Here is a 25,976-nt window from a genome sequence, read left to right on the forward strand (position 1 = left end):
GGTCTAGTTCATGGCAGCCACGCCAACGGTAAACATGGTGCCCACAAAGGCAAGCAGAAGTGGCCAGGTTGTGGAGATAAACTGTTGAGAAGAAGGGTCTTCGAAAACATGTACCTGAAATTCATGTGAGGTGGCAGAACCTCGGTCATCCACAGCAGTAATGACAATATCATTGACTCCCCGCTGAGCCATTCTCGGTTTCCACCTGAGCATTCCTGTCTCAGGATCAAAACGGGCGTATTTCGGAATCTTTACGGGCCTGAGTTTGACCTCATCACCATTGAGATCTTCAGTCACCATTCTGTAACGGTATTCAAAATTGGTGAGGGCCACAGGCTTTGGTTGAGTCAGGATACTGGGAGCGATATTCACAAAAAGTCTTGTCTCCTGTATATCAGTAGTGTAGCTGTCGCTTACCTCCACTGAAAACAGACGGCTGTTGATCTGAGATGGTGTCGGATTCCATGATATGCGCCCATCCCGGGAGACCTGCATCCCCTTTGGTGCTTTAGCAAGGCTGAAAGACAGATTCTTATCAGAATTTTTGTCCTCTACCACCACCTTGTACTTGTAAAGTTCATTGACGCGAGCGGTTTTAGGAGCAGTCGAAATAATAGTGGGAGGATGGTTGATATATAGTTCAAAACTTTGTTCATCCCTTGTATAGCCATCAGAGACCATGTAAGTGATGGTGTGGCTGTCGTACTGGTTGGGAGAGGGTGTCCAGGAGATTATTCCTGTGTGTTCATCTACAAACATGCCGTCCGGGAAATCGAGCAAGGTGTATCTCACAAAAGGCACACGATTCACCAGAACCTTGGGTGGTTTGCCTTTATTGCCCTCGAAGAAGTGCCAGAGAACATCCTTGATCTTCACCGTTCTGCCACCGACTTTCTTTATAACAATGATAAGCTGGTCATCCTCATAGAAGACATCTTGAACATAGCGCTTCAGGTTGATGCGTGATACCGTTTCTTCCTCTTTACCCTGTTTTTCACTGTCCAGCTCTTTTTCATCCACGTCTACGAGAATTGATTTCTTAGCTTTGAACTCACCAATATATCGATCAATGTTTTCTCGATATACATCATCATCAATTTCAACTGCAAAGACACGACTGTCTTTTACAGAATAGACAGGTGTAATCTTGGCAAAGGACATTAGAGACCCTTCATTCAAGTCTTTAATTCCTATCTTATAAGTTAACGCTTCACCTACAGAGCCGAGGGTGGGCGGCTCCGACACAATATGGATGGGAGCGTTTACAAAGAAGTCATATGACTGTACGTGAGACATGTGACCGTCTGAAATTTCAATCTCCGCAGTAGAAAAATCGAGAGCGGCTTCCGCCGGTACCCAGAGAATACGACCTGTGGAAGGATCCACACGCATTCCTTCAGGCAGATTGATAGGTTCGTATCTGATGATGTCAAATTCATTGGGATCATCCACCACAATTTGAAAATTGAAGGTGTCGTTTATAGCAATTTTTGTCATGAGCTCAGGGACCGAAGACAGAATTGGTGGATGATTGACAAACAAAGCGACACTTTGAGTGTCTACGGCGATACCGTGATTTGCGGCAATAACAAATCGCTGAGTATCGATTTGAGTGCTCTGGGGCGTCCATGTGATTTGTCCCACGTTATCAACCATCATCCCATATGGTGAAAATACTAGGGTGTAGATCAGTTCCTGCTGTTTGTCTTCGGGCATTCGAACGCCTACCTTATAACGATATTCTTCTCCAACGGTACCGCTCAACTCTGGTAGTGAGGTAATCACTACCTGCCCGCGGGAATAAAGCTTCAAGTTTTGCACGTCACGGTCAAATCCGTCTGAGGTGACAATTCTCACGTCGTAGATGTCAATATGAGAAGCCTCTGTCTGCCATCTCAGCAACCCGTCCTGTTCAATTGTCATTCCCTCAGGTGCTTTTTCAAGTGTATATCTAATTAAGGCATCCTCATTATTATCTGTAACATACACCTGATAGATGAAGGGGTCACCCGCTACAAACTCTGTCTCTCCGGGAGAAGATACGATTAGGGGAGGATCGTTAACATAAATCCAAAACCGGGACTCAATAGTGGCCAGTTCTGGCACTACCTGATATGTCACCACACCCTCTTCATCGGTAGTGATGATATCAACGGTTTCACCTACTTTCATTTTCAGTAGAAAGGACAACTGGTATGCACCCAGTTGCATCTCGTCCGGGACCCACTCAATGGATTTTGTCTCGTAGTGGAAGTACATTCCTCGAGGTGGAGCGTCGACCCATCGGAAGCTAAAAAATTCCCTGTCGTCTTCTTCCGGAATGGTGTAAGCGAAGGTCTGGTTAACAGGGAGGACATAAGTTGGCAGAATCCCGAGAGGCAGGGGTTGACCTTCAGTTGGCGGAACAATAGGCATTTCTTCAACTATCTCTTCCATCTGAGTCTGTGGGATGTACGTATCTACGAGAATTTCTTCAGGATACTCCGGTATGGAGCCCAGTTCAAAGTAGAATATTTCACTTTGTTGCCCGGTCCACCCACCGGCAATGACGGTTCCAAGATATATCCCATCCACAATTTCGGGAATTACAGAAAAGATTTGAGGCCCTTCAGTTCCTTCACCAGCAGCGATAGAAAAGTATTCATTGAGACGCGGCGTATCCATACGGGTGCCGTAAGATGCTGTAACAATACCTTGTTGACCGCTGATAAGTAACAAATCTGTTAGACCGTCCTGGTTAAAGTCAGCGTGTTTTAGATCAGAAAGAGGTCCGGCCTCTATGCCGAGCTCTGCAACCTCAATTTTTTGATCAATCATGGTGAGTGATATAACGTGCCCTGACTGAAAAGGGATTAATACATCATCGGTGTCGTCGCTGTTCCAGTTTAGGGTGGTAAGGGAACTGGTCAGCACGTTTGACATCCCGGGGACACGATGGAGCAGGTTAGGGCCGGCACTCAGGACGCCCCCAGAATTGAAAAAGGACTGAATCCTCAGGATGTTTCTTTCAGGACTGAATGCAAAAAGGTCTGTTAGACCATCCCGATCGAAATCAACGCCCGCCACGTGAACATCACCGGCGCTTGTTGAAAAGTCTTGAAGAAGGAACGACTGGACCTCACTAAAGAGACGTTCTTCCCCACCAGAAAGACCGATGACAGTCACCACAGCCTCAGGACCAGTCAGGGCAATGGCAACCTCTTCTTTGCCGTCCCCTTCAAGGTCTACGACATCCAGATTGCTGATAGCCTGACCGCTTTGAGGACCGGTGAGGGCTGTGGAGAGAGCCGGCGCTGTAGAGAAGCTGCCATCTATCCAATCGTAAACAGAGATCACCCCCTGGGTAAAATCTGGATTGTCCGGTATTCTCACATTTGCGGCGATGACTAGCTCGGCTGTGCCGCTTCCGTCAAGATCTGTGATTCGAGCAGCAACAATGCGTCCATCTATTTGCTGTGGCGTATCTAGATTCCAGATAAGTTGGGGAAAACCGAGAGCATCGATTTCGTAGTACGCAACCCTGGAAACAACCCCACCCGCTTCCCGCGGAAGTAGAGACGGAATTGGTTGTTGCATTGCTACTATGTCCTGCTCGAAAGCAATGAACTCTACGAGATCATCATTGTCCAAGTCATACACACCGTCCATATGGACTATCTGAAGATTTTGCGCCATGATGCTGGACAAAAGTGTAAAGATAAAAGCCACAGAGGGTTTTAGCATATTTTTCATTTATGGTTGTACAAGAACAGTAAACAGGACTGATTCTACTTTAGTGTTTGATCGAACAGTAACTCCTTGACCTCTAACTTCATCTACAACGGGACGACCAGCTCCGCCCTCTACTGTCATCTGAAATTCTATTTGATGTACACCCACTTGGGAAGGGGCTGGAGTCCAAGTAATGACCCTCGAGGAAGGGTCAAAACTTGCACCACCTGGCATGGAAACAGGCCTAAAGGAGACCATGGTGCCGTTGAATGGTTCAACGGGATAAACAAATTTTTCTCCGACATATAAAGTGTCGGAAATTCCAGAACCGGCCGGGGCTCCAGCCCCTTCTCCAAGAGTAGAGAGTTGTATCCGCCGTATTTTCCCAGCTGGCGGAGCTGTCATCGGTCGGGCAGCGGAGGAAGAAGTTATGTTGTTGGAGTTATTGTTCACTGATGAAAGAGCAATTTGTTGCATACGTCCACTGAGCGCAGCCTGGAGATGACTGGGTTCAGTGTCGGCTACCGTTTCAGACGGTATAACGGGAACGGCCGACAGTTGAACTCTGGATAGAGGGCTTTTTGAAACAGGCTCCGGCTCCTCCTCTGGCATCGGCTCAGGGACATCCTCCACCAACAGTGGGTTGAGTTGAGCTTGTGAAAGAGGTTGTGGTTTAGGCTCTACTTCTGCTTCACTTTCTTGGGCTATAACCGGAGAAGCACTTAGGCTTAGCTGTTTCAAAACAGAGCCGTCCATGCCCATTTCAGCGCGGTCAAGGAGAATAGCATTAATGTCATTTTCTGTTAGCGGATCCTTAAACTGGAACAGGGAAGCTTGAGATAAATCAACAAGAACAACCTGAAAATCATCACCCTGTTTTTTGATTGCCAGAACGGTTCCTGATTCAAAAGGCAGCACGACCTCCTTGGTTCCGTCTTGATCAATGTCCACTTCTGCCATACCGTTCGGGATGAGTACCGCAGACATAGGAACTTCATCCGGGTACATCAGTACGGCCGACGTCCCTTTGGAGAAACTGCTACCTTCATTAACAAAAACCTGGACCCTTACACGATTTTGCTCCGGGCTTATGGCCATTAAATCGGGCATTTCATCATCATTATGGTGAACCTTTGTGACAAGGAGTGGCCCGTAACCTACGTTAAGAACATCTGAAGATAAGTCTTGGAGTGTGGTTAACCCGTCGCCTATTTCATTGACCACTTTCACAGATACGAGACGTGTGGGGCTCCCTTCTGCATAAGCGATTTCATCGGTACCGTCATTGTCGAAATCGATAATCGTTAGTCCTGATGGACGGATGCGTACGTTGTCTTTTCCATCGCCGATTGTAAAGGATGGAGAAGGTGAAAAATCAACACCTGTCCATGGAAAAACTTTTAACCAAGGAGGATCATCCAAACCAGCTCCTAGAGACGAAGAACGGCTGAGAAGAACAATCTCCGGTGAATCGTCGCCATTGATATCACCCACTTGGGCTGTTACAAGAGGATCCACAGTCGTGTGGCGCCAGATTTCCATGTGGGCGCCAAAGTCGTCAATCTCATAATAAACAGCACTTGAGGGTTCCGTATCAACAATATTCTGCTTCTCTAATGCAAGGAATTCACTCAGGCCATCACCATCTAAGTCAAAGGTTGGACTCAGGGAGACGACCATTTTCTGAGCGCTAAGGTCAGACGGGAATAGAGTTATGACACAGAGAAGGGATGCAGTGTTCAACAAGGAACGAAGATCCAACGTACAGTGCCTTACTGTTCGGGTCCAATGAAACATTTCTACCTTACCTCGGCTAACGTTTAGAAAGATAGGTGACTATTCAACCTCTCTCCGTCAGCGAATATATCGGGTGTCCCCTGTAAAACCAAGTAAAAATGGCCGGGCAGCATTTGTTTCTTGTTCCTAAGATAGACGGAAAGTTAAATTGCATTCTCGCTTATCCGAGGTGAGCTGAATATGGGAACTCAGATAATTAAGAACTTGGTGTTCTGCCTAATAATTGTGCCCGTTAGTCTGGGTGCTCAGGATGATTATTATCCACCGGAATCTTTCTATGGTGGCGGTGTCGGCTTCAGTCAGATGTTTCTGTTCCAGAATCTAGGTCAGTTGCAAAGCTTTGAAATGTTGGGTTCTGTTGGCGATACAGCTGGTTTTGGGTTTGATTTGACGAAATTTGCTAACCCTTTCATAATTAACGGTGGTGAGGGTTTTTCAAACATAACTGAACGGATTCGCATCGGTGGATATGCTGGCGTTGGTACGTCATTTATAACTGTGAAACCTGATATTACTCTGGTTCTTGATGAGAACGGAGATGGTATATATGATATTAAGGAAGTCTTCGAGAAACCACCCGACCTTCAGGGAAAGATTTCCATGTGGCTCAGCGGGGCAACCATTGAATACCTGTTTCCTCTCTTTCGCGGTTTAGAAGTATCCATAGGTTCGTTCTTTGGCATTGGCCGCCTGAACCTTAACCTTTCTCAGTCTGCAGGCAGTCCTTCGTGGAAGAATCAGTTCAACCCTGTTTTTCAAATAGGGGAAAATGGATATGTACTTATTAAAGATGCTAATGCCGATGGTGCCATAGATTCCACCGATATTGACTATGTACAGCAAAATCAGTTTCCTACCATTGCTATCAATAGTACCATGACATCACCGTCTGGCACATTCTTTAATGTTCAGCCGTACATTGCGGTGAAGCTGCAGCTGCTTGACCGCATGGGGTTGCGGATGACTGTAGGCTTTAATGCCGGGACAATCAATGAAGGTGAATGGCGGACTGAAGACAGGAAGCCGATCCTAGACTCTCCAGAGACCGTGCTTAATTCCATGGCCATTCGGACAATGATTTACTTTGGTTTGTAGTTGCTCCCGCCGCTGACTGTACTGTAAACTTATCTGTTCGAGAAACATTTTATTGAAAACGTTGCGATACAAATGAATTACCTAAAGCGATATCTGGCTATCGGTGCCATTTCTCTCATATTTCTGTTCACCGTGGCCTCTGTAGGCCCTGCCGCCTACAGCAAAGTGGTTAACATATATGACAAAATTCGAGTTCTTAATCAGATTATTTCCATTGTGAATGAAAACTATGTGGAACCGGTGAACTGGGACGAAGCACTGGATGGTGCTTTCCTCGGCCTGCTTGAAGAACTGGATCCTCACTCTTCTTACATATCCCGGGACAAACTTGAGGCAGTGAATGAGCAGTTCCATGGGAAGTTTGAAGGTATCGGTATAGAGTTTGACCTGTTAGGCGGCTACATTACTGTCATTTCACCGGTAGTGGACTCCCCATCCGACCGTGCTGGACTGCAGCCTGGAGATAAAATTGTCGCCATAGATGGAGAAGATGCTTACGAAATCACTCGAGAAGATGTCTACAATACGTTGAGGGGTCCCAAGGGGACTGCAGTGTTGCTCACAATACGCAGGCCAGGCCAGGCAGAGACATTCGATGTGGAGATCATACGAGATCAGATTCCTATATATAGTCTAATCTCGTCTTTCATGATCGATGATCAGATAGGTTACATGAGACTGACACGGTTCGCTTCCTCTACGTCCCAAGAAGTTTTAGAGGCTGTTGAGTCTTTGCGGGCAGAGGGGATGACACGGCTCATATTCGATCTTCGCACAAACAGTGGTGGTTATCTCGAACAAGCGGTGAATGTGGCTGATCTTTTCATTACATCCCCGGATACGCTTGTTTACACGGCTGGACGGAAAACAGAAATGTCAGAAGTTTTCATTGCAAGTTCGAAACGGGGTTATGAAGACTTCGCTGTTATTGTATTGATAAACCGCTGGTCTGCCAGTGCCAGCGAAATTGTTGCTGGCGCTATTCAGGATCTGGATCGGGGCCTTGTCGTGGGTGAGACCAGTTTTGGAAAAGGGTTGGTCCAGCGGCAGTGGCCTCTTAAGGACGGTTCCGCACTCCGTGTCACAATCGCCAGATATTATACCCCTAGTGGAAGGCTGATACAGCGGCCGTATGATAATGGGACAAGGGAGTATTATGGGAATCTGGGCAAAGAAGATAGGGAGGAACTTCTGGACTCTCTGAGAATAGGTAAGCCCAAATACAAAACTAAGCGTGGAAGAGAAGTATACGGTGGCGGTGGCATTTCACCTGACGTGTATGTCCCCATCTCTAAGTATACAACAACCACAGTCCGTATGGTTGGCCACCCCAAGCGATTTACCTTCAATTGGGGAACAGATTATGCCAAAGGGAGGAAGACTGACTGGAAAGATCTCGTGGATTTCAATCGTGATTTTCAAGTTAGCGCCGATTTGGTGGAAGACTTTCTCACCTATGTAAAGGATCAGGATGTAGACTTTGAGAGGGAAGAACTTGATAAAGACATGGGCTATCTCAAGTCTGTTTTAAAGGCAGAGGTGGCAGGTGCTGTATGGGGAAAATCAGCATACTATCAAATGTTTGTAAGTAACGATCCGCAGGTAACCGCCGCCCTATCACACTTTGATGAGGCTGCCGAGTTTTTAGTTCACCATTAGTAAGTAGGTGTTTTGTAAAATCATGAAAGGAAGTTTGACATTCCTTAATGAAAGCATTATTTTCGTGGGCGTTAAAAAGACTTTAGTAAGGAGAAAACGGTAATGGTTCAATACTTTTTAGATGGTGGTCCGTTTATGTATCCTATTCTTGGCTTATTGATTTTTGGTCTCGGATTCGGCATTGAGAGGGTTTATACACTATTTCGTGCTTCTATTAATACGAAAAAGTTTATGAACGATGTACGCACAGCCCTTCATGAGGAAGGAAACGATAAGGCTGTTGAGGTGTGTTCTAACACCCGTGGGCCTGTCGCTGAGATATTCCACGCAGGACTGAGTCGGGCACACCGCGGCCTTGAAGCAGTGGAGAAAGGGATTGAAAATGCGGGAACCATAGAAATGGCTTTTCTGGAAAAGAACATGGTTTGGCTAAGCACCGTCGTCACTCTGGCACCTATGCTTGGGTTTACAGGTACGGTGGCAGGCATGATCCAGGCCTTCGATGACATTAAGGCAGCCAACGACATTTCACCGGCTGTCGTGGCTGGTGGTATTTCCATTGCACTGCTAACAACACTATTCGGTCTTGTGGTTGCTATTATCATTCAAACGTTCCAGAATTTTCTTATCTCCCGTGTTGACAAGCTTATCGTAGACATGGAAGAAAATTCTGTTATGCTGATGGACGAGCTTATTGAAATAGACTTAGCAAGCAAAAAGGAGTAGGGGCAATAATAAGAAGGAGCATTTGAATCCATGAAAAAACGGATTAGAGCTGGCGAAATTCCTACCGCTTCTATGGCTGATATAGCCTTTTTATTACTCATCTTTTTTCTTGTTACTACTACCATCGATACGGATAAGGGTCTCGGGCTTGTGTTACCCCCCAAAGGAGAGGAGAAAGAGATCCCTAAGAGAAATATTTCAAACCTTCTGATCAATGCTCGAGGTGATGTATTACTCGATAAGCAGCCAATTCAGATTCGTGATATCCGTCAGGTGGTTATGGAAAAGATGGCCGCAAACGATAAGCTGATTTTTTCAGTTAAAACGCACGCCAAGGCTAAGTATCAGGCATATATTAGCGTACTGGACCAGCTTAAAATGGCCAATGCAACGAGAATTTCCATTGCTGAGACCGAGAAATGAAGTTCTCTTCCAAGACAAAGGCCTCAGGTGAAATTCCTACAGCGTCCATGCCTGATATTATCTTCATGCTGCTCATATTTTTTATGGTGACTACAGTTCTTCGTGAGTATGAAGGTCTGAATGTTTTCTTGCCGCAGGCGAGGAAGATTGAACGCTTGGATTCAAAACGTCACGTCTCGCACATTTTTGTATCCAAAGATGGCATGATCTCTATTGATGACAAAATCGTCGCTATAGATAATGTAAAGCATGTAATGTATGATAAACGTGTGGCCGACCCCCAACTGACCGTATCACTGAAGGCAGACAGAGAAGCGTCTATGGGACTTATTGGTGACATGCATAACCAACTGCGCGAGGCTGACGCCTTGAAAGTCAACTATTCGTCTAAAGTAGCCCCACCGTTATGATCCTTAGAAAAAACCAGGAGGTATCTCTGAAACTACGTTATCCTATCACGGTACGGATGACGACACTGATAAGTGTTATAATGCTTATAATGTTTTCGGTTGCTTTCCCACGTTTTGAGGCTAAAGAATTTCTGGATAAAGAGATACAGATTGAGATCGAACAGTTCGATATTCCGCAAACTCAGCAGTTTGATCTACCACCGCCACCGTCTAGGCCTTCCATACCCGTGGAATCAGAAAACGAGGATTTGGCTGATGATGTCACCATTGAAGAGACGGAATTGGAGGATTTTGTAGAATGGGATGCGCCGCCACCGCCGCCGACCGAAGGCCCCCGAGTCCGATTTATTCCTTATGACGACCCCCCTGTTCCCTTAGGGGGATATTCCGCTATTCAGCGTAATATTATTTATCCTGAAATTGCACAAGAGGCTGGGATTGAAGGAACCGTAGTAATACAAGCTTTTGTTGATAAAAAAGGGAAGGTAACTGACACTGTAGTGCTTAAAGGAATCCCCAACACTGGCTTGGATGAAGCTGCAATGACCGCAATCGCAAAGACAAGATTTAAGCCCGCCAAGCAACGTGATCGACCTGTGGGTGTCTGGATATCCATTCCGGTGAACTTTCGGTTGAAGGGTTAGTAACCCCCGATTTTTCTAGTAGAATCTCCCTTAAATAGTCCAGAAGACAACAGCTGAGATGATTGTGCCGGCAATCGCCCCACCATAGCAAAGAATGGAGATGACGGTGCTCACGGACTTCAGCCCTACATCTACGAGGGTGAAGCGGAAGCGGTGAGCCCAGTGGAAGAGCGGCAGGGTAATTATGGTAAAAAGGATTAGTTTTATGAGCTGGTTAGATACTGCAGTACTAATCTTTTCGAAATTAAGAGGATCATCGCCTGCCCATCCAAATGGTACCAAGATGCCCGTTATGATGATCAGGATGGGAAGAATCATAGCTGCTACCATGCCGCCAGCGGAAAATAATGACCACCAAATCGGTTCGTTGGACTTTGGCATACCTAAACCCCTAATATCAGCCATGCAATAATCAAGGAAACCACTACCCACCCGGCGTAGAACGTCCCTGCCACTAGCCCTTGGGGAATCCGTTCCTCTCCTCTGTAGAGCACGAGAATTTTTGGCGTCAGGTTAAACCAGGTAATGGTATGGTAAAGCACGAAAGAGAGCGTGATAAAATGCAGCGCCACGCTACTGGGTGACTTCAAAGATGCCATGAAATTGCCGTAGACTTCGGCCCCTTGTGTCAGTTTGTAAACCAAGACCAGTAAAAAAATACAATATCCCGCAACGAAGACACTGGTTAACTCCCTAATCATGAATAAAATGTACGGTTTACGCTTAAGCCACCATGTATTGGGTACAAGTCTGTGGTAGGTACTCAATTCTTTTTCCCCCACGGGGTTAAAATATCCTTGAACCAGTCAACAGTACTGGAGACTTTTGCCCGCTGTATTGCAGCTGCTGGGTCCACATCCTTTGGACAAACAGCACTGCACTCACCCACAAAAGTGCATTCCCAGATTCCATCGTGGCTGGCGATGACTTCCTGCCGGGCATCCCTGCCCTGGTCCCGGGAGTCCAAGTTGTACCGTTGGGCAAGGGCAATGGCGGCGGGTCCGACAAAGGTAGAATCAAGAGCATAAACGGGACAGGCAGCATAACAGAGCATGCAGTTAATACACATAGAGTACTGTTTATAATGAGCCAGCTCATTAGGGGACTGAAGGTATTCACCCTCCTCCAGAGGCTTCTCCTCACCTTCCGTCCGAATAATGTATGGCTGTATCTCTGTTAGTTTTGTCATAAAGTCATCCATTTCGAAGATGAGATCCCGCTCTACAGGAAAACCTGTTAATGGTTCTATACGGATTTTATTTGGGTAGTAGTCCTTTAAAAATGCGGCGCATGATAGTTTCGGTACACCGTTGAGCATCATCCCGCAACTACCACAGACGCCCATCTGGCAAGACCAGCGGTAGGAAAGCGTTCCATCGATCTCGTCTTTAATGTGATTGATGGCGTCCAGCACTACCCAGTCTTCACGGAACGGGACCTTGTATGTCTGAAAGGAGGGCTCGCTCTCTTTCTCAGGTTGGTAGCGGAAGATTTCCAATTTCATGGTTTCTGCCATTGTTTATAATTTATCCTTCTTTTCCATAAACCCTTTCTCCAGGCGGCCATTTAGTAATCACCACATCTTTATAATCCATGCGGGGTTCAGTATCATTTCGGTATGCTAAAGAATGCTTTAAAAATTTTTCATCATCCCTGTCGGGGAAGTCAGTTCGCTGGTGAGAGCCCCTGCTTTCCGTTCTTTCCAGAGCACTATAGGTGATGGCTTCTGCAACATCCAACATGAACTCGAGTTCTAGTGCTGAGGTTAATTCAGTGTTAAAATTGAAACTTCTGTCCTCCATTATAATATTGGAAAACCGGTCTTTAAGTTCTTTTATTTTATTGCATGTTTCTTTCAAACTTTTCTCTGAGCGATAGATGCCGACACTCGTTTCCATCGTTTCGTTCATTTCTTGCCGAAGAGAAAAAATTCTTTCCGTCCCCCCTTCTTTTCTAAAGAAGTTTATCCCGATCCGTTCTTGTTCATCGGCAGCTTGCAGTTCCAGTGAGGCCGTGTTAAGATGGGGGTTCTCCAATGCAAACTGGGCCGCTGCCTTCCCTGCGCGACTCCCAAACACCAGAAGTTCCGTCAGGGAGTTCGATCCCAGGCGATTGGCCCCGTTGATAGAGATGCAGGCACACTCCCCGGCAGCGTACAAACCGGGAAGGGCAGTAGCCCCTGTGATGTCAGTATCGATCCCTCCCATCATGTAGTGGACGACGGGTCTCACTGGGATTGGTTCATATACGGGATCAATGCCAGCATAATTATTGGATAACTCCCGGACAAAGGGAATCTTTTTATCAATTTTCTTTTCACCTAAGTGACGAATGTCGAGATGGACTACGTGGCCATATGGACCGGAGATAGTTCTTCCTTTTTCTCTTTCCGCCACGAAAGCCTGACTCAGCCGATCCCGGGGACCCAGTTCCATGCTTTTTTTTACTGGATGCTTTGAATCATTAATATCCAACGGCTTGCCCAAGTCGTAATCCTGAAGGTATCTATAGCCGTCTTTATTCACCATGATTCCGCCTTCCCCCCGGGCTGCTTCCGTAATGAGAATACCCGTGCCAGGGAGTCCAGTGGGATGGTACTGGATAAATTCCATATCTTTTAGCGGTACACCGGCCCGGTACGCCATGGACATCCCGTCGCCCGTTTTGATGGCACCATTGGTCGTGAACGGGAAAACTCGTCCTGCTCCGCCTGTACACATTATCACCGACCTGCCGGTAATCGCCTCCACCTTGCCGGAGCGAAGTTCGATGGTAGCTACACCTTGGCACCGGCCATTCTCCACCAGAATTTTTGTGGCGAACCATTCATCGTAGCGGGTAATGTTGTTGTACTTAAGGGAGGTCTGAAAGAGAGTGTGGAGCATGTGGAAACCGGTTTTGTCAGCGGCAAACCATGTCCGCTCAATCTTCATCCCCCCGAAGGGCCTCGTCGCCACCGTCCCATCAGTTTCCCGGCTCCACGGACAACCCCAGTGCTCCATTTGGATTAATTCTCTGGGAGCTTCGTTCACAAAAAGTTCCACCGCATCTTGATCACACATCCAGGCCCCGCCGGCTATGGTATCATTGATGTGGTTTTCCAGAGAATCGTTATCTTTGATAACAGCCGCCGCGCCGCCCTCTGCTGCCACAGTGTGGCTCCGCATGGGATAGACCTTACTCACAACCGCGACACTTAAGCTTGGGTTCGTTTCGGCGATGGAAATTGCAGCTCGGAGTCCTGCGCCTCCGCCCCCGACCATGACAATGTCGTGATCTGTAATCATTTAAGATGGGCCAGAGAAGTAAAGATACTGGTGATCATGGCTGAACAGCTGGAAAAATTACAAAACAGGGAGGGGAAAAATCATCCCCAATTATTATGAATTTCAAAAAAACATAGGAGATCAGTTATCTCTCGATGTCAGCATCTATAATCTGAAAAAAGGATAGAAAGTGGTAAGGCATTCAGGCAAATAATCATTCTAGTCAAAGGCAGAAAAATCCCTGAGGCTAAATTGGAGAGCACCTCATTGGCAGCCGGTAATAATACGTCGGCCAAGCTGTTTGTAGTAGCTAAAATTTCGCAATTGGCACTTCTACCTCAACACCTAATTTCTTTGACACCAATTCTGACAGGGCTTAGTTTGTAGCTTTGACCTTACTAAGAAAGCAACTCTGTGGATAAAAACATCATAGCAGCAGGTGACAAGACTACCGTGGAAGCAGCCAAGGAAATTCTATGGCTAGGTGGCAATGCATACGATGCAGCTGTAGCAGCGGTGTTTACATCAATGACGGCAGAACCGTGTCTCACCAGTCTAGGCGGCGGCGGGCATTTTATGGCCTATCCGTCTGGTAGCAAGCCGATCCTGTTCGACTTTTTTGTTGACATGCCGAGCGGCGTGATTGAACCAAAACAGATGGAGTTTTTTGATATTGAGGTTGACTTTGGCCCGGAGCAACAGCAGTTCCACATAGGAAAAGGGTCCATTGCAGTGCCCGGAACAGCGGCAGGTCTCCTCCACGTTCACAAAGGGCTGGGAAAGCTAAAGAGAAAGGATCTAATGGCTCCTGCCATCCGCGCAGCTAAAGAAGGGACGGTTCTTTCTGACGCGCAAGCTTATCTAGTAAAGATTCTGGCACCCATTCTTAATTATGAAACAGCGGGTAGAAGACTTTTTTCACCTGATGAAAGACTGCTTCAAACTGGTGACAGATTGGCCATTCCCGACTTGGCTGATTTCCTGGATGGTTTGGCCTGTGAGGGGGTTGATCTGATGTATAAAGGTGAAGTGGCTGACAGGATTGTAGAATGGGTAGGAGAAGAAGGCTTCTTGAGGAAAGCAGATTTGGAGCAGTATGAAGTGAAGGAGAGGACACCTATTACTACTAATTTTTTCGGCCACAAGGTCTATCTCAATCCACCACCTGCTATGAGCGGCATTCTTGTCGATTTTACGTTCTGTCTTCTGGAGCAGGTGATTCTTTCCGCGGGGTCGTCAATCGAATTGAAAGATGTGGCCTTAGCCCTGTCGATGACTAATGAGGCGCGGCGGAACAAACTTCCTGAGGGAACTGTTATGAGCGGCCGCTCCCGTTTTTGCATGGACAAGGACTTCCAGACGTATGTTGAGGACTTCCCGACAAAACGGCCGAGGGGAGACAATAACCAAGAACCCACCTCCCGAGGTGCCACTACGCAGGTTAGCATTTTGGACACGGAGGGGAATGCCGCCAGCGTTACCACCACAAACGGTGAAGGGTGTGGTTATATACTGCCGGGTCTTGGCTTTATGTTGAACAATATGTTGGGCGAGGAGGATTTAAACCCTCATGGGTTTCATCTTCATAAACCCGGGGACCGCCTACCATCCATGGTGGCCCCTACCATTGTGACGAAAGATGGTGTGCCTGTCATGGTAACGGGCAGTGCAGGGAGTAACAGGATTCGTTCGGCAATTGTTCAGGTGATTACCAATGTTCTCTGCGGTGGCATGGAGATAAAGGAAGCCGTTGTGGCGCCGCGGATTCATGTAGAGGGGGACACGTTACAAGTGGAGCCAGGTGTGAATGAAGTACAACTGAGAAAGCTGACAGATTTTTTTGAGATTCATCAATGGAATGAGATGAATCTATATTTCGGTGGTGCCAATTCTGTGACATCCTACGGAGGTGCCGGTGATCCTCGCCGTGGCGGGGCTGCGGCAACTGTATAATCACGATATTTGATTGAAAGAGTGCTTTTCCTCGCCTGATTAGTCGGCAGCTTCTTCCACCAGCCATTTAAACAGCTTCATCTGTATTTCATCGTGCTGCATCTGTTCAGGATGCCACTGGATGGCGAGGAATTTTGCTTCTCCGTTAACGGATTCGACAGCCTCGATAAGACCATCAGGAGCATACGCCACTGGTGTGAGGTTTTTCCCAAGGTCACGAATGCCCTGGTGGTGAGTGCTGTTCACTGTAGGCGTGTTGCTTCCCAGAACATTCCTGAGAAGACTTGACTGGTGAATTTCAATAGCATGATTCACCACTGGACCTTTGTAATCACCGTGATCCAGTGCACCTTTAAGTTGCGAAGGGACATCTTCGTAAAGTGTGCCGCCGTTCATGACATTGATGAGTTGGATCCCGGCACAGATGGCGAGGATCGGCTTGTTCCTCTTAGCGAATGCGTCGAAAATCTTCCGGTCGAAGGAAACTCGAGCGGGGTGCATGGGCTCCTCACCCTTCAAATCGTATGGAGCACCACCATAGATTTTGATGGGGAGATCAGGACCACCGGTCAGAATCAACCCGTTTAGTTGATCGGCAATATTGGAAACGTGGTGTTCTTTTTCGGGATAAGTGAGAAGAAGTGGGACGCCATCCGCTTTCCAGATGCTCTGACTATATGTTTCTCTCGTCATGTGCCAATAGGCATTCTCCTTAACGAAGTATCCCGGTGCAATGCCGATTAAAGGATTAATTCTCACTTTTATATCTTCATGGCTTTGTTATCTCTTTTAACAGATCTTTTTGCTCTTCCCACCGGTCTTTCAGGAACTGTTCCACACTTTTCCCAGACTTTTCAAATGATGCCTGAGTTGAGAGAGAAAAAGGCCCTACCGATAAAAACTCTTCAGCAAAAAGTGCTAGAAATTGCTTTTCTCTATTGTCAGCCAACCCTTCCAAAGCAAAGGATAAAAACTGTTCACACCATGCCCGCAATGTTTGTCCCGCGACCTCATAGGATAAATCGAGCGTCTGCGCCATTGCATTCAGCTGTTGCCGATCTTCATCGGACCATTTTGCGCAAATCCCCATAACTTTTTCAAGCGAATCTGGTGAACGAAGTATCCCCTGGAAAAAAGCAGCGGGTACCAGTTCATAGCCAAAAGGGGGGCGGTCTGGGCCACGGATCTCAAGAACATGTTTAAAACGAACCTGTGTAAATATCTGGTGCAGAGCTGTCATGACGTCACCCGACTCTAGTTCACCGCGGCTGCCAAGAGAGTCGAGCCACCTTCCCAGGGTCCCGTCATAGGTGCCTATTGAGCCATCTTTTTCAAATGTGAAAAGGGTGGGAGTGTTAAGAACATAGGTTATAAAGTTGTCCACTAGGCCATCAGGCGATTTTATGCCGTGATCAAATAGGCAGTTGCTCCTGATGGGGTCCGTATTCCGCCAAATGATCTCTCGCATGTTCCGGCTGCCTGTAGGTTCACCTCTGTAAAAAGGGGCGTTTGCAAAAATAAGTGCAATGAACGGGTGAAGACAATCGGATACAAAGGCCAACCTTTCCGCCTCTTCCAGGGAAGTATAGTCCAGGTTGATCTGGACGCTGGCTGTGTTGAGCATCATTTCGTGACCGTGCGTTCCAGTCTCGGTAAACCGTTCGTGCATTAGTTTGTATTTCATGTGATTTATAATAGTTATATCACCGGCGGGGACAACAGGCTCCAGCGCAAGATCGGACACTATGAGATTTTCCTCTTCAGAGATGTGAAGAAGATTTGCTATATAAGTTTTCCATTCATTACCCAGATCGCGAAGAAACCTGTGGGGCTCTGAGGCGTACTCCATCTGGCCACCCGGTTCGATGGAGAGGATCGGGGCGATACCCTTTTCAGAGTTCTTATCTTCAAGGCGAACTTTCAAATCTGATGTAGAAATAGAGGTGCCCGGATTGACGGGAATTCTCTTCATTTCGTGATCGTAGATGAGATTCTCCACCTCTAGTCCGACGCAGAGATCACTCATGGATCGCAACTGTGAGGTGATCACCTTTTTTACTTCCGAGTTTAATTCAAAGGGTGACATGAGAAACGAAGTGGCTGGGTCAATAATGGAGATTACTCTTTTCTGGTGACTGGAGACAAGTAAAAGTTGGTGATGCACCTTGCCATAAGTTTATCTGTTTAGTACTTTCATTACCACAGCAAGAAACATCAAAAGTTTTTAATTGATATTTCTAAGGAGAATTAATTATGAGCGGAACATTGGTCTCTTTTCAAGCCAATGGCCGGACCTGTGACGGCTATCTTTCGGTTCCCGATTCCGGGGGCGGCCCGGCTGTCATTGTTCTTCAAGAATGGTGGGGTTTGGTTGATCATATCAAGGATGTAGCGGATCGTTTTGCAAACAGTGGCTTTACTGCTTTGGCTCCAGATCTCTATCACGGAGAATCAACAACTCAACCCGATGATGCCGGGAGGCTTATGATGGCCCTAAACATTGGGGAAACGGAGAAGGATCTTGCTGGTGCTGTAAAGTTTCTTGTAGATCACAATTCAGTTTCCAGTGATAAGGTTGGTACGATCGGTTTCTGTATGGGGGGACAGCTATCTCTCTTTGCCGCCTGTGCGAATCCACAGATCGGTGCCTGTATTGATTTCTATGGTATTCACCCGAACATCCAGCCAGACTTTAAGAATCTGGCGGCACCGGTGTTGGGAATTTTTGCTGAGAATGATGAGTTTGTGACTCCTGGGAATGTAGATGAACTGAAAGTATTGCTAGAGTCACAAGGTCACGAGCCGGATTTCCACATCTATCCAGGTGTAAACCACGCTTTTTTTAACGACTCCCGGCCGGATGTTTACGATGTGCAAGCCGCCACCGATGCTTGGGAGAAAGTAACAACTTTCTTTGGTGAGAATCTGTAACCTTTGAAAAACTTGCTGGACAGCCAGCGGGAATCGTTCCACGCTCGTGTCATCATCATTGAGGGGGATGGAGAGTCTTCTGTTCTCGATCTACTGAAAGTTGAACATGAGGTTCTTGTAGCAGATGATTCTGTACATCGGGGAATGATTACATCCATTGACGGGCTGCAAAATTCTGACTCCGAGTTCTGGAGGTACGCGGTGGGAAATACAAAAATCCCAAAGCCGGCCTCCAAGACTATACCGGGAAAAGGTGATCTTATTATATGGTGGTTTGGAATTGACCCTGAGCCGCCAAAACTCCAGACATAAAAAAACCGCGCTTTGGCGGTTTCTTTAGTGAAGGTCTCTCCTTTATGCGAGGGAGGGGTAGTCAGGCTTCTGTGGATGCTATTTTTTTACTGCCTTTGACCTGCTTGGAAAACAGTTCTCGAATATTCTTGGAGATTGTGTCTTTCAATGTCGTTTCCTTGAGAATCTGCTCCTGAAGTTTCAAGAGACCTTCAATGAGAGATTCAGGTCTTGGCGGACATCCAGGGACATAAACATCTACCGGCACCACAAGATCAACACCTTTAAGTACATGATAACCGTACTGCCAGTAGGGGCCACCACTGGTAGCGCAGCTACCCATGGAAACAACGTACTTGGGGTCGGCCATCTGCTCATATAGTCGTTTGACACGAAGAGCCATTTTCATGGTGACGGTTCCGGCAACTATCATCACATCAGCCTGTCTTGGTGATGACCTAGGCACCATACCGATCCTATCCAAATCGTGACGGGAAGCGGCGGTAGCCATCATCTCGATTGCGCAGCATGCAAGACCGAACTGGAAGTACCAGGGCGATGTCGCCCTTGCCCAGTTTACCAATTTGTTCAACGGTGCTACAATAATGTCGCCCAGTCCGCTTTTATTGCCTGCCTGATCTAAAGTCATTTTTTATTCCTTAATTTGCTGAGCTGTCATGTAAACTGGTTTTTCGCCCATGAAGTCGTGATGGGGGAGAATGGCGTAACCCTGTTGATTCCGTGTGGGGCACGTTGAACAAGAGGTTGTTCCGTTTGTTCGGTGCCTCACAATATCTAATATTTTGTTGTTAGTTTCATCACCGCCCGCCACCAGCTCTTCATCTGTCTCTACATACCATCGGAGGGTCACCAGGTAGCGATAAGATTTTCTCTCTTTTTCTTTACTCATCAGGATATCCCTCGGATTGATTGCTAAACTTTAATCGACTGTGAATTTATACATGGTCTCTTTTTTGGCAAATCTCTTTCGCTTAAAGTGTTGTGACAAGACTAAAGACACCATTAAGGAATGCTAAACAAAGTGTCGATTTTATACCGTTATTTGCAATTGTATCAATCATGCTGTAGTCTCGAACTCCAGTCTATCTGCCGATACGGGCATCATTATTAGGGATTACGCCTACAGTTCGGACTGGACAAAAGAAGAGGTGTGGTAGTATAAAACTATGCTTGTAGGTGAGGAGACACTGGAGTTCTAACAGTCAATTAATTCTTCGGCAAAAATTATAGATAACAGGTTTAAATTGATACCGAGACAGGTATAATAAATAGAATCATGTGACTATATTCACGTCCATTAAATTGGGGTTAAGAACAGTGTTATGACGAAACAAACTAAAACTATAGCAGATAGTAATGTAATGATTGCTTGGAATGAAACTAACATCTCTCGAACGGCTTGCGAATATCCCAATTGTTTTCTCAACAACCATGAAAAAGGTTTGTAATGAACTCAGATAAATATGATTTTGTCATTTCCATCGGCGGTGCTGCAGGACAGGGGATTGCTGCACCGGGTGATGTATTTGCTTGGATTTTTGTCCGTCGAGGACTCCACCTTTACACCTATAATGCTTACCAGTCCATTATTCGTGGTGGCCATATTTTCCTAACTTTTCGTGTATCGACGGAAAAGGTTTATAACCACGGCGATAAAACTGACCTGTTAGTATGCTTGAATCAAGACACGATGGACCGGCATCTGAAACACATGGAGCCGGGGAGTTGGGTCATCTACAACAGCGATACCATTAAGCCGGGCGAGGCTCAGGATGGTGTTCAGTTGTGCGGAATACCCGTTAAGGAGTTAAGTGACAACAACCGCAACAAGCTAGTGCAGAATACGGGGGCTCTTGGTGTCTGCATGCACATTCTCGGACTAGATTTTGGAATCTTGGAAAATATTCTCACTAAACAGTTTGTTCGGAAAGGCCAGACAGTGGTAGATGAGAACATTGGAGTTGCCCGAGCTGCGTGCGACTATGCAGTCGCAAACTTTACGCCTTGCTCGGAAGCGATACCGGAGGGTGAAAAACCCCAGGCTTGGTGGTCCGGGAATGAAGCTTTGGCAATGGGTGGGGCTTGCGCAGGTGTCAAGTTCTACGCTGCCTACCCCATGAGTCCCGCCACAGGCGTACTCCACTGGATGGCCAAGTATGCTCGTGACCTAGGCATCATGGTTCGACAGGTTGAAGACGAAATTGGAGTTGCGACCATGGCCATTGGTGCAGCGGCTACTGGTACCAGAGCCATGTGTGCGACATCCGGGGGCGGTTTTGCCCTGATGACGGAGGCAGTTGGCAGTGCAGGGATGATGGAAATTCCGGTCGTAATGATCAATGTACAGCGAGCCGGACCATCTACCGGAGTCCCAACCAAGACCGAACAGGGGGATTTGTGGCAGATGCTGGGTGCAAGCCAGGGGGATTTCCCAAGAATAATTGTTGCTCCTAAAGATGCTTTGGATGCTTTTAACACCGTCCCAGAGCTGTTCAACTTGGTGGATCGCTATCAGTGCCCCGGTATTATTATTTCCGATTTGTTGATTTCTGAAGGAAGGTCAAGCGTGGATCCTAACGACATCAATTTCCATCCCAATATTGACCTAGGTGAATTGATTACCAAGCACTCCACTAATGGCGACGAATATCTCCGCTACAAAAACACTGAAAGTGGAATCTCACCACGTGCTGTGCCGGGACTCAAGGGCTACGTCCATGTAATGGCAACCGATGAGCAAGACGAGGATGGTGTCCTGATCAGCGATGAATTTACGAACCCAGTCAAACGTCGGATGATGGTCGAGAAACGCGGTCGTAAAATGCAGGATATATTCGAGCACGTCGCAGCGCCGGAAATAGAAGGGCCGAAAGAGGCCGACGTAACACTGGTCGGATGGGGATCCACCTACGGCGTTATACATGAAGCTGTCGAACAGTTGAAAACCGAAGGCATTACCGCCAACCACCTACCGATCAAGTGGATTGTCCCTTTCCACGTTAAAGAAATTATGGAAATCCTTTCCAACTGTAAGAAAGTGATTATGGTTGAAAACAACTATTCTGGCCAGTTTTATCGCTATATGCGTAGTGAGACAGGACTGAATGTAGATACTCACATTCGCAAGTATGACGGCGAGCCTTTTATGCCCCATCAGGTTACAAATGGTGTAAAAGAGATATTGGATGGAGAGACTGAAGTCTTTGTTCCAGAACATAAAATAATGGTTTAAGGAGATTATCTCATGGTAACTGACACAGCAGTACAAGATGTAGAAAGACCTGTCAAAAAATTAAAGGCCAAGGATTTCAACGGAAAGGTCGATCCGGATTGGTGTCCTGGGTGCGGCGATTTTGGGGTCTTAAGTTCTCTTCAGAAGGCCTGTGTTGATCTAGAGCTGCATCCCCACGAGATTCTTACTGTCAGCGGAATTGGCTGCTCCTCTAATTTCCCTGGTTTTTTTAACTCTTACGGAATGCACACTCTCCACGGCCGCGCGCTTCCTTTTGCGACCGGTGCAAAGCTGGCCAACCATGAGCTTACGGTGATTGTTACCGGCGGAGATGGAGATGGCTATGGTATTGGGGGAAACCACCTTACTCATCTTGCACGCAGGAATGTTGATCTTACTTACATTGTTATGAACAACCAGATTTACGGGCTTACCGTGGGGCAGACTTCACCAACCAGCGAGTTCGGCATGAAAACAAAGAGTACTCCCTTTGGTAATCTCGAAACACCATTGAATCCAATTACCGCAGCCATTATGAACGGCGCAACCTTTGTTGCTAGAGGTTATAGTGCTGATCCTAAAGGGCTGACAGACCTGCTGTGCCAGGCAATCCAACATAAAGGGTTTTCATTGGTAGATGTCTTTAGTCCATGTGTCACCTTTAATAAGGATAATACCTACGCTTGGTTTAAACCGCGGGTTAAAAAATTGGAAGATGAAGGACATGATTTCCATGATTGGAAGGCTGCTTGTGAACAAGCCCTGGTCTGGGGGAAGAAGATTTATTATGGAAAGTTCTTTCAAGTTGAGAAGAAGCCCACACTTAATGATTTAGAACCTGTACTGAACGAAGGTGGTCCAATTTGTTTCCGTGAGCTGGGTCTTACTAAGGAGCAGTCGGATAAAATCCTCAAGGAGATGATGTAACTCAAGAACGAATCAATTTTTTTATTTACCAAAAACGGAAGGAGGCTCCACCGAATATTTTGACAAAGATGTGAATCTGGACGAACTTTTACAAGCCACCCAAGAAGAAAGACTTTCGAAGAGGCGTCTGTTTCAAGATTTGGCCAGAATTGAGAAGATTGAAGAATAAATCGAACAAATCTTCATCTGATATATCTTTTCCCAAAGGAATCGAACTTTTACATAACCCCCTTTTAAACAAAGGGACAGCGTTCACAGCCAAAGAGAGAGAACTTCTTCAGCTAGAAGGGCTGCTGCCTCCTCATATCCTGACGCAGGAAGAACAGAAAATCAAAGTTCTTGCGAGCGTAAGAGTTCAGAAAACCGATCTAGACAAATATATTTATCTAACATCGCTTCAAGATCGGAACGAAGCGTTGTTTTACCGCTTAGTAATAGATGAAATAGAAGAATTCATGCCGATAATTTATACGCCTACTGTAGGGTGGGCCTGTCAGGAATACGGCCATATATTCCGCCGTCCCAGAGGACTTTATATTTCTTTAAATGATAAGGGTTGTATAGAAAAAATATTGTGTAACTGGCCTCATAGGAACGTGGATGTCATTGTTATCACAGATGGGGAACGCATTCTGGGATTGGGAGATCTAGGTGCCGAGGGAATGGGTATCCCGGTTGGAAAATTGTCTCTCTATACAGTGTGTGCTGGGATTCATCCAGACAGAACATTACCGATCACCATTGACGTAGGTACAAACAATGAAGAACTTTTGGAGGATCCGCTTTATATCGGGTTGCGTCACAAAAGAATTGTTGGTGATGAATACGATGCTCTTCTGGATGAATTCATGGATGCAGCAACCCATGTTTTCCCTAATGTTCTGATCCAGTTTGAAGATTTTGCAAACCAGAATGCTTACAGGTTGCTGATAAAATATCGAAAACATTATTGCACCTTTAATGATGATATCCAGGGAACTGCTGGTGTGGTTTTGGCTGGACTGTTGTCCGCCATGCGCATTACGAACTCATCCTTGGATAAGCAGAGAATCCTGTTTTGCGGTGCAGGTTCAGCTGCCATAGGCATTGCTGATATTCTAGGCAGGGAAATGACGAACTCTGGGATAGATGAAAAGGCGGCTAGAAAAAAAGTATACTTATTCGATTCCAATGGTCTTGTTACAGTTGATCGAGAAGATTTGTCTGAAGCAAATATGAAGTATGCTCAGAAAGCTGATGCTGAAACTAACTTCTCTGCGGCTGTTGAGAAACTAAAACCGACCATTGTGATTGGTGTGTCAGGAGTCGGGGGCGTATTTGAAGAAAAAATGGTTCGTAATATGGCTAAAGAGAATGACAGGCCAATAATTTTTTCTCTGTCTAACCCTACCTCAAAATCGGAATGCACTGCTGAAGAAGCATATAGTTGGTCCGAGGGCAAAGCCATTTTTGCCAGCGGAAGTCCTTTTGAAAACGTAAGATTGAATGGAAAAACTTACCATCCGGGACAGGGCAATAACGCCTATGTTTTCCCTGGCGTGGGATTGGGGGTTGTTGCCAGCGGTGCTACCCGTGTTTCAGATGAAATTTTTCTTGTGGCGGCCCACGCACTGGCGAACACGGTGAAGGAAGAAAATCTTGAAAGGGGGACGGTCTATCCGGCACTCGCAGAGATTAGGGATGTTTCCAAACGGATTGCAGTAGCCGTTGCTCAAGAAGTTTACAATTCTAATTTAGCATCACAACCTTGCCCGGACGATCTTGAACGACACATAGAAGAAACGATGTATTCACCTCACTACGAATCCTATATAGATTAATTGGGAAAGAAAGAAGAGTGGTAAGCAGCTAATTTGACAAACGGTTAGCCCTGAAATCGTCTCTTAGCCGAACAACCCTATCGAAGGCTTCCTCAGGGACAATCCTCCCGCGAATGTAGGGGTAGACCGTCTTTACTATTGCTTCCCACTCGGCATATTCTTCATCTGTAATTTTGTGAGCAATGAGACCGTACTCGGACATCACTTCTACCGCTTTGTCATCCAGTTTGCGAATCTCCTCGGTCAATTCAATTTCGGCTTCCTTGGAAGCGGTTAGTATAAGCTCCTGTATATTGGGCGGGATTTGGTCCCACACTTTTTTCTGTATAATCGTGGCACCCATCAGAGGCGCCCACTTCACGTCTGTCATATGTTTTGCGCCTGCGAACCACTGATTCCCAAGAGCGAGTAAGGGGGTTGTACTGAATGCGGTAACCATGCTGGTCTGAAGCGCTATGGTGAGATCAGTTGCGGCAAGAGGTACAGGGCTCAGGCCGAGAGTTTTGTACATTTCAATATCAGTTCCTTCATCAGCCCATACGAATAATTTATGCTTCTTCAAATCGTTGGGAACTCTAACCGGTGATTGAGCAAAATAGCGTACCCAGCCCACCTCACCCCAGTGAATGAATGCATATCCTTTTTTTTCAAGTTTTTGAATCAGTTCAGGGCTCAACTTTTCACGAACGTAATCTTTTTCTTCATCGGAGTTGTAAAGCAGAGGGATGTGAGTGACAGCAGCAAATTCTGGCACGATGTAAGCGAGGCCACTGGTAGATAAGGATGCTGCGTTGAGTTGGCCGATACGCATTTTGCGGATGACCGCTGATTCATCACCTGCAACACCCCCAGGATAGATAGTGAGCTTAACCTCACCGTTAGATTCATCGCGCCAATTTTGACCCATCTCACGCAATCGAAGATCCCACGGAGAACCGTGACCAGCAAGTGTCGCAAGTTTTATATTGACTTTTTTCCCTTCGGCCGGGAAGACGGCCAGGCAAAAGATGAGTATGCAGGTTTGTCTTATCATGACTCTGAAGTTAAGATGAGTCAAAAGGAATCAGAAA

Annotated in this window: 23 protein-coding genes; 12 read left to right on the forward strand and 11 right to left on the reverse strand. The window is 46.5% G+C overall.

Annotated features, from left to right (window positions below; genetic code table 11):
- Positions 1 to 3: 3 nt before the first annotated feature.
- Together EYO21_09295 and EYO21_09300 are read right to left on the reverse strand one after the other, a co-directional pair.
- Complete coding sequence (locus EYO21_09295; GenBank protein ID HIB03999.1) at positions 4 to 3,732, reverse strand: hypothetical protein; 3,729 nt, start codon at positions 3,730 to 3,732, stop codon at positions 4 to 6.
- Positions 3,733 to 5,472, reverse strand: coding sequence for a VCBS repeat-containing protein (locus EYO21_09300; protein ID HIB04000.1), 1,740 nt, complete (start codon positions 5,470 to 5,472; stop codon positions 3,733 to 3,735).
- A 216-nt stretch (positions 5,473 to 5,688) separates the two neighbouring features.
- Here EYO21_09300 and EYO21_09305 point away from each other — a divergent pair, with 216 nt between their 5' ends.
- The 6 genes from EYO21_09305 (at position 5,689) to EYO21_09330 (ending at position 10,465) form a co-directional block, all read left to right on the forward strand.
- Positions 5,689 to 6,603: a hypothetical protein gene (locus EYO21_09305; GenBank protein ID HIB04001.1), complete on the forward strand. Its 915-nt coding sequence runs from the start codon at positions 5,689 to 5,691 to the stop codon at positions 6,601 to 6,603.
- 72 nt (positions 6,604 to 6,675) lie between these two features.
- Positions 6,676 to 8,262, forward strand: coding sequence for a S41 family peptidase (locus EYO21_09310; GenBank protein HIB04002.1), 1,587 nt, complete (start codon positions 6,676 to 6,678; stop codon positions 8,260 to 8,262).
- A gap of 102 nt (positions 8,263 to 8,364) precedes the next feature.
- On the forward strand, positions 8,365 to 8,988 hold the full coding sequence (locus tag EYO21_09315; protein HIB04003.1) for a MotA/TolQ/ExbB proton channel family protein: 624 nt from the start codon (positions 8,365 to 8,367) through the stop codon (positions 8,986 to 8,988).
- A 30-nt stretch (positions 8,989 to 9,018) separates the two neighbouring features.
- Positions 9,019 to 9,411, forward strand: a complete 393-nt coding sequence (locus EYO21_09320) for a biopolymer transporter ExbD (GenBank protein HIB04004.1) — start codon at positions 9,019 to 9,021, stop codon at positions 9,409 to 9,411.
- A complete protein-coding gene (locus EYO21_09325; protein HIB04005.1) occupies positions 9,408 to 9,821 on the forward strand; it encodes a biopolymer transporter ExbD in 414 nt (137 codons plus the stop codon). Before EYO21_09320 ends, EYO21_09325 begins: the two co-directional genes overlap by 4 nt.
- Positions 9,818 to 10,465, forward strand: coding sequence for an energy transducer TonB (locus EYO21_09330; protein HIB04006.1), 648 nt, complete (start codon positions 9,818 to 9,820; stop codon positions 10,463 to 10,465). Before EYO21_09325 ends, EYO21_09330 begins: the two co-directional genes overlap by 4 nt.
- A gap of 30 nt (positions 10,466 to 10,495) precedes the next feature.
- Here the strand turns inward: EYO21_09330 and EYO21_09335 are convergent, their stop codons facing one another.
- From EYO21_09335 to frdA, 4 genes are read right to left on the reverse strand one after another with little or no spacing between them, the layout of a single operon-like run.
- Entirely contained in the window at positions 10,496 to 10,846 is a 351-nt protein-coding gene (locus tag EYO21_09335; GenBank protein HIB04007.1) for a fumarate reductase subunit D, read from the reverse strand.
- Between the two features lie 2 nt (positions 10,847 to 10,848).
- A complete protein-coding gene (locus EYO21_09340) occupies positions 10,849 to 11,271 on the reverse strand; it encodes a fumarate reductase subunit C (GenBank protein HIB04008.1) in 423 nt (140 codons plus the stop codon).
- Positions 11,229 to 11,981 carry a succinate dehydrogenase/fumarate reductase iron-sulfur subunit gene (locus tag EYO21_09345; GenBank protein ID HIB04009.1) on the reverse strand — a complete coding sequence of 251 codons (753 nt, stop codon included), beginning with the start codon at positions 11,979 to 11,981 and terminating at the stop codon, positions 11,229 to 11,231. The genes EYO21_09340 and EYO21_09345 overlap by 43 nt, the downstream gene beginning before the upstream one ends.
- Positions 11,982 to 11,991: 10 nt before the next feature.
- Positions 11,992 to 13,752, reverse strand: a complete 1,761-nt coding sequence (gene frdA, locus EYO21_09350; protein HIB04010.1) for a fumarate reductase (quinol) flavoprotein subunit — start codon at positions 13,750 to 13,752, stop codon at positions 11,992 to 11,994.
- Between the two features lie 393 nt (positions 13,753 to 14,145).
- On the opposite strand from frdA, the gene EYO21_09355 reads away from it, so the two are divergent.
- Entirely contained in the window at positions 14,146 to 15,684 is a 1,539-nt protein-coding gene (locus tag EYO21_09355; protein HIB04011.1) for a gamma-glutamyltransferase, read from the forward strand.
- A gap of 39 nt (positions 15,685 to 15,723) precedes the next feature.
- Here EYO21_09355 and EYO21_09360 read toward each other — a convergent pair whose 3' ends face one another.
- A complete protein-coding gene (locus EYO21_09360; protein HIB04012.1) occupies positions 15,724 to 16,449 on the reverse strand; it encodes a gamma-glutamyl-gamma-aminobutyrate hydrolase family protein in 726 nt (241 codons plus the stop codon).
- 4 nt (positions 16,450 to 16,453) lie between these two features.
- Positions 16,454 to 17,848 carry a hypothetical protein gene (locus EYO21_09365; GenBank protein ID HIB04013.1) on the reverse strand — a complete coding sequence of 465 codons (1,395 nt, stop codon included), beginning with the start codon at positions 17,846 to 17,848 and terminating at the stop codon, positions 16,454 to 16,456.
- Positions 17,849 to 17,937: 89 nt separating this feature from the next.
- Between EYO21_09365 and EYO21_09370 the strand changes: the two genes are divergently transcribed.
- Positions 17,938 to 18,615: a dienelactone hydrolase family protein gene (locus EYO21_09370; protein ID HIB04014.1), complete on the forward strand. Its 678-nt coding sequence runs from the start codon at positions 17,938 to 17,940 to the stop codon at positions 18,613 to 18,615.
- A gap of 3 nt (positions 18,616 to 18,618) precedes the next feature.
- A complete protein-coding gene (locus EYO21_09375; protein ID HIB04015.1) occupies positions 18,619 to 18,927 on the forward strand; it encodes a DUF4430 domain-containing protein in 309 nt (102 codons plus the stop codon).
- Between the two features lie 61 nt (positions 18,928 to 18,988).
- Here EYO21_09375 and EYO21_09380 read toward each other — a convergent pair whose 3' ends face one another.
- Positions 18,989 to 19,555 (reverse strand): NADH-quinone oxidoreductase subunit B, encoded by a 567-nt coding sequence (locus EYO21_09380; protein HIB04016.1) that lies wholly within the window; start codon positions 19,553 to 19,555, stop codon positions 18,989 to 18,991.
- A 3-nt stretch (positions 19,556 to 19,558) separates the two neighbouring features.
- Positions 19,559 to 19,816: a hypothetical protein gene (locus EYO21_09385; protein ID HIB04017.1), complete on the reverse strand. Its 258-nt coding sequence runs from the start codon at positions 19,814 to 19,816 to the stop codon at positions 19,559 to 19,561.
- 558 nt (positions 19,817 to 20,374) lie between these two features.
- Here EYO21_09385 and EYO21_09390 point away from each other — a divergent pair.
- From EYO21_09390 to EYO21_09400, 3 genes are all read left to right on the forward strand, one after another.
- Entirely contained in the window at positions 20,375 to 22,159 is a 1,785-nt protein-coding gene (locus EYO21_09390; protein HIB04018.1) for a 2-oxoacid:acceptor oxidoreductase subunit alpha, read from the forward strand.
- A 12-nt stretch (positions 22,160 to 22,171) separates the two neighbouring features.
- Positions 22,172 to 23,086, forward strand: a complete 915-nt coding sequence (locus tag EYO21_09395) for a 2-oxoacid:ferredoxin oxidoreductase subunit beta (protein HIB04019.1) — start codon at positions 22,172 to 22,174, stop codon at positions 23,084 to 23,086.
- 158 nt (positions 23,087 to 23,244) lie between these two features.
- The gene (locus EYO21_09400) at positions 23,245 to 24,906 is read left to right on the forward strand and encodes an NAD-dependent malic enzyme (protein HIB04020.1); all 1,662 of its coding nucleotides are present in this window, start codon (positions 23,245 to 23,247) and stop codon (positions 24,904 to 24,906) included.
- A 28-nt stretch (positions 24,907 to 24,934) separates the two neighbouring features.
- Here the strand turns inward: EYO21_09400 and EYO21_09405 are convergent, their stop codons facing one another.
- Positions 24,935 to 25,939 carry a hypothetical protein gene (locus tag EYO21_09405; GenBank protein HIB04021.1) on the reverse strand — a complete coding sequence of 335 codons (1,005 nt, stop codon included), beginning with the start codon at positions 25,937 to 25,939 and terminating at the stop codon, positions 24,935 to 24,937.
- Between the last annotated feature and the right edge of the window lie 37 nt (positions 25,940 to 25,976).

It is taken from the genome of Candidatus Neomarinimicrobiota bacterium (assembly GCA_012964825.1).
Lineage (GTDB): Bacteria > Fidelibacterota > Marinisomatia > Marinisomatales > S15-B10 > UBA2125.

Excerpts from the sequence above, each read along its gene's own strand:
- EYO21_09380 (HIB04016.1), bottom strand. The coding sequence starts at position 19,555 with ATGACTTTAGATCAGGCAGGCAATAAAAGCGGACTGGGCGACATTATT.
- EYO21_09310 (HIB04002.1), top strand. The coding sequence starts at position 6,676 with ATGAATTACCTAAAGCGATATCTGGCTATCGGTGCCATTTCTCTCATA.
- EYO21_09305 (HIB04001.1), top strand. The coding sequence starts at position 5,689 with ATGGGAACTCAGATAATTAAGAACTTGGTGTTCTGCCTAATAATTGTG.
- frdA (HIB04010.1), bottom strand. The coding sequence starts at position 13,752 with ATGATTACAGATCACGACATTGTCATGGTCGGGGGCGGAGGCGCAGGA.
- EYO21_09335 (HIB04007.1), bottom strand. The coding sequence starts at position 10,846 with ATGCCAAAGTCCAACGAACCGATTTGGTGGTCATTATTTTCCGCTGGC.
- EYO21_09315 (HIB04003.1), top strand. The coding sequence starts at position 8,365 with ATGGTTCAATACTTTTTAGATGGTGGTCCGTTTATGTATCCTATTCTT.
- EYO21_09405 (HIB04021.1), bottom strand. The coding sequence starts at position 25,939 with ATGATAAGACAAACCTGCATACTCATCTTTTGCCTGGCCGTCTTCCCG.
- EYO21_09325 (HIB04005.1), top strand. The coding sequence starts at position 9,408 with ATGAAGTTCTCTTCCAAGACAAAGGCCTCAGGTGAAATTCCTACAGCG.
- EYO21_09395 (HIB04019.1), top strand. The coding sequence starts at position 22,172 with ATGGTAACTGACACAGCAGTACAAGATGTAGAAAGACCTGTCAAAAAA.
- EYO21_09370 (HIB04014.1), top strand. The coding sequence starts at position 17,938 with ATGAGCGGAACATTGGTCTCTTTTCAAGCCAATGGCCGGACCTGTGAC.
- EYO21_09390 (HIB04018.1), top strand. The coding sequence starts at position 20,375 with ATGAACTCAGATAAATATGATTTTGTCATTTCCATCGGCGGTGCTGCA.
- EYO21_09320 (HIB04004.1), top strand. The coding sequence starts at position 9,019 with ATGAAAAAACGGATTAGAGCTGGCGAAATTCCTACCGCTTCTATGGCT.
- EYO21_09330 (HIB04006.1), top strand. The coding sequence starts at position 9,818 with ATGATCCTTAGAAAAAACCAGGAGGTATCTCTGAAACTACGTTATCCT.
- EYO21_09295 (HIB03999.1), bottom strand. The coding sequence starts at position 3,732 with ATGAAAAATATGCTAAAACCCTCTGTGGCTTTTATCTTTACACTTTTG.
- EYO21_09385 (HIB04017.1), bottom strand. The coding sequence starts at position 19,816 with ATGAGTAAAGAAAAAGAGAGAAAATCTTATCGCTACCTGGTGACCCTC.
- EYO21_09345 (HIB04009.1), bottom strand. The coding sequence starts at position 11,981 with ATGGCAGAAACCATGAAATTGGAAATCTTCCGCTACCAACCTGAGAAA.